This window comes from Roseovarius sp. (assembly GCF_027019125.1).
Classification (GTDB): domain Bacteria; phylum Pseudomonadota; class Alphaproteobacteria; order Rhodobacterales; family Rhodobacteraceae; genus Roseovarius.
In genome coordinates, this window is the sequence record NZ_JALUXE010000031.1 from 20214 (window position 1) to 27493 (window position 7280).

General features: G+C 63.3%; 7 protein-coding genes. All 7 read left to right on the top strand.

The genetic code is table 11. The features are described 5' to 3' along the window. Positions 1-6 precede the first annotated feature (6 nt). Positions 7-1674 (top strand): ribonuclease J, encoded by a 1668-nt coding sequence (locus tag MVC20_RS15040; protein WP_297542817.1) that lies wholly within the window; start codon positions 7-9, stop codon positions 1672-1674. A 14-nt stretch (positions 1675-1688) separates the two neighbouring features. Continuing rightward, positions 1689-2204: a DUF2478 domain-containing protein gene (locus MVC20_RS15045; RefSeq protein ID WP_297542819.1), complete on the top strand. Its 516-nt coding sequence runs from the start codon at positions 1689-1691 to the stop codon at positions 2202-2204. 70 nt (positions 2205-2274) lie between these two features. Beyond that, the gene (gene trkA, locus MVC20_RS15050; RefSeq protein WP_297542821.1) at positions 2275-3654 is read left to right on the top strand and encodes a Trk system potassium transporter TrkA; all 1380 of its coding nucleotides are present in this window, start codon (positions 2275-2277) and stop codon (positions 3652-3654) included. A 4-nt stretch (positions 3655-3658) separates the two neighbouring features. Beyond that, positions 3659-5179 (top strand): potassium transporter TrkG, encoded by a 1521-nt coding sequence (locus MVC20_RS15055; RefSeq protein WP_297542823.1) that lies wholly within the window; start codon positions 3659-3661, stop codon positions 5177-5179. A gap of 145 nt (positions 5180-5324) precedes the next feature. Continuing rightward, entirely contained in the window at positions 5325-5564 is a 240-nt protein-coding gene (gene hfq, locus MVC20_RS15060) for an RNA chaperone Hfq (RefSeq protein ID WP_008283145.1), read from the top strand. After that, positions 5564-6838, top strand: a complete 1275-nt coding sequence (hflX, locus tag MVC20_RS15065; protein WP_297542826.1) for a GTPase HflX — start codon at positions 5564-5566, stop codon at positions 6836-6838. Before hfq ends, hflX begins: the two co-directional genes overlap by 1 nt. Before the next feature lie 210 nt (positions 6839-7048). Then, positions 7049-7280 (top strand): sugar phosphate nucleotidyltransferase (locus MVC20_RS15070; RefSeq protein ID WP_297540245.1); only part of this gene is annotated, 232 nt, incomplete at its 3' end.

Consider the following 7280-nt stretch of genomic DNA (forward strand, 5'->3'; position numbering starts at 1 on the left):
CGCCCCATGAGCAGCGACCGACTTATCTACCTGCCCCTTGGTGGGGCGGGCGAAATTGGCATGAACGCCTATGTCTATGGCTATGGCAAACCCGGCAAGGAACGTCTGATCCTCGTCGATCTGGGCGTGACCTTTCCCGATATGGACGGCACGCCGGGGGTTGATCTGATCCTGCCCGACATCTCCTGGCTCGAGGACCGCAAGGGGCAGTTGGAGGCGATCTTCATCACCCACGCCCACGAGGATCACGTCGGTGCCGTGGCGCATTACTACGCGCGGCTTGGCGCGCCGATCCACGCGCGCGCCTTTACCGCCAACATCGCCCGCCGCAAGATGCAAGAGCATGGCAATCCCGAAAAAGCGGTTCACACCGTCTCGCCATGGCCCAACACCGTCAAGGCGGGGCCCTTCACCGTGGGCTTCGTGCCGATCTCGCATTCCATCCCCGAAAGCTCCGGTCTGGTGATCGACAGCGCCGGCGGACGGATCGTGCATACCGGCGATTTCAAGATCGACGTCAACCCGGTGGTGGGCGAACCGTTCGATCATGATCTCTGGGCCAGCCTGTCCGAGCCGGGCGTCAAGGCGCTGGTCTGCGACTCCACCAATGTTTTCAGCCATCACGAAGGCCGCTCCGAGAGCAGCGTGGGCGGGCCGATCACCGATCTGGTCGTGGCCTCCAAGGGGCTCTTTGTCTGCACCACCTTTGCCAGCAACGTCGCCCGCGTGAAATCGCTGGCAGAGGCGGGGGTAAAGGCGGGGCGCTCGGTCTGCCTGATGGGCCGCGCCATGCAGCGCATGGTCGAGGCGGCGCAGGAAACCGGCGTGCTTGCGGGCTTTCCCCAGACGATCAGCCCCGAAGAGGCCGGCAACATCCCGCGCGAGAACCTGATGCTGATCGTCACCGGCTCTCAGGGCGAACGGCGCGCCGCCAGTGCGCAACTGGCCAATGGCAAATACAACGGCATCACCCTCAAGGATGGCGATACGTTTCTCTTTTCCTCCAAGACCATTCCGGGCAATGAACGTGGCGTGATCCGCATCATCAACCAGTTCTCGGAAATGGGCGTCGATGTGATCGAGGGCGATGATCGCTATCACGTCTCGGGCCATGCCAACCGGCCCGATCTCGACCAGATGCACAAGCTGATCAAGCCGCAGATGGTGATCCCGATGCACGGCGAGCACCGGCACCTGCGCGAGCATGTCAAGCTGGCCAATGCCAACCGGCTCAAGGGTGTGCTGGCGGTCAACGGCATGATGATCGACCTCAGCGGCAATGCGCCCAAGGTGGTCGAATATGTCGAGACAGGCCGCACCTATCTGGATGGGTCGGTGCAGGTGGGCGCGATGGATGGCGTGGTGCGCGACCGGATCCGCATGGCGCTGAACGGGCATGTCATGGTCAATGTCATTCTGGACGAAGACGACGAGCCCCTGGGCGACCCTTGGGTCGAGGTCATGGGCCTTGCGGATACCGGGCGCTCCAACGCGCCCCTGGTCGATGTGCTGGAAGAAGACCTGTCGCAGTTCATGGGCCGGGCCGGGGCCAAGACCCTGACCGACGATGACAAGCTGGAAGAGGGGCTGCGTCGCGTCGCGCGGCAGAGCACGCAGACCGAAATCGGCAAGCGGCCCGAGGTGACGGTGGTCATCAGCCGCCTGACCGCCTGAGCGGGGGCGGGGCCATGCGCATCGCCTATGTCGTGGCAGAGGGGCGCGGGGAAACCGATCTCTTGCTGCATGACGTGGCGCGCGCGGCGCGGGCGCGGGGCCTGCGCCTCTGTGGCACGGTGCAGGTCAACACCAATTGCGGAGCGGACCGGCCCTGCGACATGGATGTCGAGGTGCTGCCCGACGGGCCGGTGATCCGCATCTCGCAAAGCCTTGGGCCGGGCGCGCGCGGCTGTCGGCTGGATCCATCGGCGCTTGAACTTGCAGTGGCCGCCGCCGAGGCCCGGCTGGCGGAAGGCTGCGATCTTGTGATCATCAACAAATTCGGCAAGCACGAGGCCGAGGGGCGTGGCTTTCGCACGCTGATCGCCGAGGCGCTCAGTCGCGATGTGCCGGTTCTGGTGGGGGCCAACCGGCTCAACGCTCCGCATCTTCTGGCCTTCTCCGACGGGATGGCAGAGGCGCTCAGCCCGGATTTTACTCAGATCCTCGATTGGCTCGATCACGCGGTGCCCGCCGCGCACCCGTGACCCAGAACACAATTGACCGGACAGGGGGCATCTGTCATGCAGCAGGTTCAGTGAAGATGAGGCAAGAACGATGAAGGTCATCATCTGCGGTGCCGGTCAGGTGGGCTGGCAGATCGCGCGGCATCTGTCCGGAGAGCGCAACGACGTCACGGTCGTGGACAACAATCCCGATCTGGTGCGTCGCGCCACTGATACGCTCGACGTGCAGGGCATCACCGGCTTTGCCTCTTATCCCGATGTGCTGGACAGGGCAGGGGCGCGGGACGCCGACATGATCATCGCCGCGACCTATTCGGACGAGGTCAACATGGTCACATGCCAGGTGGCCCATTCGGTGTTCGGCATCAGCCGCAAGATCGCCCGCCTGCGCAGCCAGTCCTATCTCGATGCCATCTATTCAGACCTTTACCGCCGCGATCACATGCCCATCGACGTGGTGATCAGCCCCGAGCGCGAGGTGGCGCAAGCGGCGCTGCAACGGCTTGCCTCGCCCGCGGCCTTCGATACCGAGCTTTTCATGGGCGGGCAGGCGCAGCTCATGGGCATCCGGCTGGAAGACGATTGCCCGGTGCTCAACACGCCCCTGCGGCAGCTCAGCGATCTTTTCTCGACGTTGCGGGTTGTGGTGCTGGCAGTGCGGCGCGAGGGGCGATTGTTTGCGCCGGAAGCGGGGGATCAGCTCTTTGCCGGGGACGAATGTTACCTCTTCGCCCCCATCGAGGATGTGCCTCGGACGCTCGAAGTGTTTGGCAAGTCGCAAAAGAAACAAGAGCGCGTGGTCATCATCGGCGGCGGCAATATCGGCCTTGCGGTGGCGCAGGCGCTGGAAACACGCCCCGGTGGCCGCATTCGCAGCAAGGTTATCGAAAAGAACCGTGCGCAGGCCGAGCGTGCCGCGGACGCTCTGGAACGCACGATCGTTCTGAACGGCGACGGGCTCAATGCGGCGCTGCTGGCAGAGGCGGGGATTGCCCGCGCCGATGCGGTGCTGGTTGTGACCGACGATGACAAAACCAACATGCTGGCCGCTGTGCGCGCCAAATCCGAGGGCTGCCCCTTTGCCGTGGCGCTGATCAACGATCCGACGATGGTGCCGCTGCTCGAACCCTTGGGGATTGACGCCTATATCAATCCGCGTGCCACCACGGTCAGCTCGATCCTGCGCCACATCCGTCACGGCAAGGTGCGCGGTGTCTATTCCATCGGGGATGCCGAAGGCGAAGTGATCGAGGCTGAGGTGATGTCGACCTCGTCCATTGCCGGGGCGGCCATCCGCGATATCGACTTTCCCGAAGGCGTGCTTGTGGGAGCAGTGCGCAAGGGCGGCAAGATACATAAACCCGCTGGCGGTCTCAGGGTCGAGGCGGGCGATGTGATCGTGATCTTTGCAATGGCGGCGGATGTGGCGGCGGTCGAGCAGCTGTTGCAGGTCTCGATCGACTTTTTCTGATCCGATGATCACCCGTCTGCTGACATTCCCGCTCATCCTCATCCTCGCCGGGATTGCCGCATTGATGATGTATCTGCCCGCGATTGACGCGGGCATGCGCGGCTTTAGCGGTGTGGGCAAGGCCTTTGCCTTTTCCGGTACCATCGGGCTTGCGCTGGTGATCACGGTCGGGCTCGCCTTGTCCGGGCGATCCAATCAGCGGATGAGCGACACGCAAAACCTGATGTCGCTCTTGCTGGCCTATGTGCTCTTGCCGGTGTTTCTCGCCATTCCGTTTTACACCGGTGCGCGGAACACGACCTTTCTCAATGCCTATTTCGAGATGGTGTCGAGCTTTACCACCACCGGGGCCACGCTCTTTGGCGCGCAGGGGCGCCTTGTCGATAGCCTGCATCTGTGGCGCGCTCTGGTGGGGTGGGGCGGGGGGCTGCTGCTGTGGATCTCTGCCTCGGCGGTTCTGGCCCCGCTCAACCTTGGCGGCTTCGAGGTGACGGCCCGGGGCGAGCCGGGACAGGACGAGACGGTCCTGAGCCGGTTCGAGCGCGCAACCCCCGCCAAACGGCTGGCGCAATCGACGCGGGTTCTGGCCCCGGTCTACATTGGCCTGACGGGCGCCCTCTGGATCTGCCTGCTGATCGGCGGAGAGCGCGCCTTTGTCGCCGCCATTCATGCGATGTCGACCATGGCCACGAGCGGGATTTCCTCGATCGGCGGGTTGCAGAACGGCGCTGCGGGCTTTGCCGGCGAGTTCGCGGTGTTCCTGTTTTTCTTCTTCGCCCTGTCGCGGCTCACCTTCTCGTCGGACACGATCACCTCGGTGCGCCCCGGCGTGCGCAACGACCCCGAATTCCGGCTGGGGGTCTTGCTGCTCGTTGGGGTCCCTCTCATCCTGTTCCTGCGGCACTGGATCGCGACCCTTGGGGTCGAGGATACCTCGGATTGGCAGTTGGCGCTGCGGGCGCTTTGGGGGGCGGTGTTTACCGTGCTGTCCTTTCTTTCCACCACCGGATTTGAAAGCGCGGACTGGCAGGAGGCGCGGGATTGGTCCGGATTGGGCACGCCGGGTCTGATCCTCTTGGGGCTTTCGCTGGTGGGCGGCGGGGTGGCCACCACGGCGGGCGGTGTCAAGCTGCTCAGGGTCTATGCGCTCTATCTTCATGCCCGGCGCGAAACAGAGCGGCTGGTGCATCCCTCGTCCGTTGGGCGCGCAACGGGGCTCGGGCGACGCATCCGGCGGCAAGGTGCGTTCATCGCGTGGATTTTCTTCATGCTCTTCGCCATGTCCCTGACCTTTGTCACAGCCCTTTTGGCCCTTGCCGGACAGGGGTTCGACGCGGCACTGATTCTGGCGATTTCCGGGCTTTCGACCACCGGGCCGCTCATTCTGAGCGCGAGCGACACGCCCATTCGCCTTCTGGAACTCAGCGATGCGGCCAAGATGATCTATGCCATGGCCATGGTGCTCGGGCGGCTTGAAACGCTGGCCCTGATTGCCCTGCTCAACCCCTCTATCTGGCGGGATTAGCGCCGTTTTGTGATCCTTGCCGCAGAGTGGAACGATTTTATTTTTGGGCTGGAAAGTCTTGCACGGGCAATACATACTCTGGGCTGTATGCAAGATCCCTCGCGCCGGTTCGCGGTGCGCGCAATAAAAAAAGGCAGGAAGACGCATGGCTTCTGATCGACAAAATTTACAGGACGCATTTCTCAACCAGGTCCGCAAGACCAAGATTCCTGTGACGGTCTTTCTGATCAACGGGGTCAAATTGCAGGGCGTGATCACCTGGTTCGACAATTTCTGCATCCTGCTGCGCCGGGATGGGCAATCGCAATTGGTCTACAAGCATGCGGTGTCGACCATCATGCCGTCGCAGCCGGTCAACCTCTACGATGGTGACGACGCGAATTGATGGACCATGAGCGCCCGATAACACGGGCTTGGGTCATCCACCCCGAAATCGACGGCGCCAATCGCGCCCGTGATCCCGCCTTGGCCTTGGAAGAGGCGGTCGCTCTGGCGCATGCCCTGCCCGATATCGAGGTGGTGGGCGCCGACCTCGTGCGCCTGCGCAAGCCGGATGCGGGGCGTCTTTTCGGCAAGGGCAAGCTGGAAGAGCTGCATCAGGCGATGGAGGCCGCCGAGGTCGAGCTGGTTCTCGTGGACGGGCCGGTCACGCCCGTGCAACAGCGCAACCTCGAAAAGGCTTGGGGCGTCAAGCTTCTGGATCGCACCGGATTGATTCTCGAGATTTTCAGTGACCGTGCCGCGACCCGCGAAGGCGTGTTGCAGGTCGAAATGGCGGCGCTCAGCTATCAGCGCACGCGGCTCGTGCGCGCCTGGACCCACCTGGAGCGGCAGCGGGGCGGGCTTGGTTTTGTGGGGGGACCCGGTGAAACCCAGATCGAGGCGGACCGCCGCGCAATCGACGATCAGCTCGTGCGACTGCGGCGTCAGTTGGAAAAAGTATCCAAGACCCGAACCCTGCACCGCGCCGCGCGCGCAAAGGTGCCGTTTCCGGTGGTGGCCCTCGTCGGCTATACCAACGCGGGCAAATCCACGCTTTTCAATCGCCTGACCGGGGCGGATGTCATGGCCAAGGACATGCTCTTTGCCACGCTCGATCCGACCATGCGCCGTGTCAACCTGCCTGAAGGCGGGCCAGAGGTGATCCTGTCCGACACCGTGGGCTTTATCAGCGATCTGCCCACCGAACTGGTTGCGGCCTTTCGGGCGACGCTGGAAGAGGTGCTGTCCGCGGATCTGATCTGCCATGTGCGCGACATTTCCCATCCCGAGACCGTGTCGCAGGCGCGCGATGTGGCGACCATCCTCGAAAGTCTGGGCGTGACGAACAAGACGCCGCAGATCGAGATCTGGAACAAGATTGATCGTTTGCCCGAGGACCTCCGCGCCGCCACCGCGACCCAAGCGGCGCGCCAGGACGATGTCATCGCGATTTCCGCGATTTCGGGGCAGGGGCTGAGTGAGCTGATCGCGGCCATTGGCGACAAACTGTCCGACGCAACCCACCTGACGCAGTTGCATCTGCGCTTTGCCGAGGGGCGCAAACGGGCCTGGCTCTTCGAGAAAGAGCTGGTCGAAGCCGAGACGCAGACCGAAGATGGCTTTGATCTGACGGTGCGCTGGACCGCCCGGCAAGAGAAGCGCTTTCGCGCCTTGTGATGGCGGGTATCGTCCGGTGCGGCGCGCGCGCGCGCCTCGAACCATGAGTGCAAAGGGCCACAATCCACCTTCTGCCGTGAATGGCAGCATTCAGGCACTCCGCCGCCCAGGTCTGCCCCAGTAAACGCCTCGCGCCAAGTTTCGCCTTGATAGACTATGCCCGATTGGGGATACCTCTGGTGATTTATTGCGGGGTTGAGACGACATCCTATGATTACTCCGGTTCTCCTTTGTGGCGGGTCTGGCACGCGGCTTTGGCCTCTGTCGCGCAAGTCCTATCCGAAACAATTCGTGGCACTTTTGGGCGATGTGACGCTGTTCCAGGCCTCGGCGCAGCGGTTGTCGGGGCCGGATTTTGCCGCCCCCATGGTGCTGACCAATGCCGATTTCCGCTTTATCGTGGGCGAGCAACTGGACGATATCGGGATCACGCCGGGGGCGG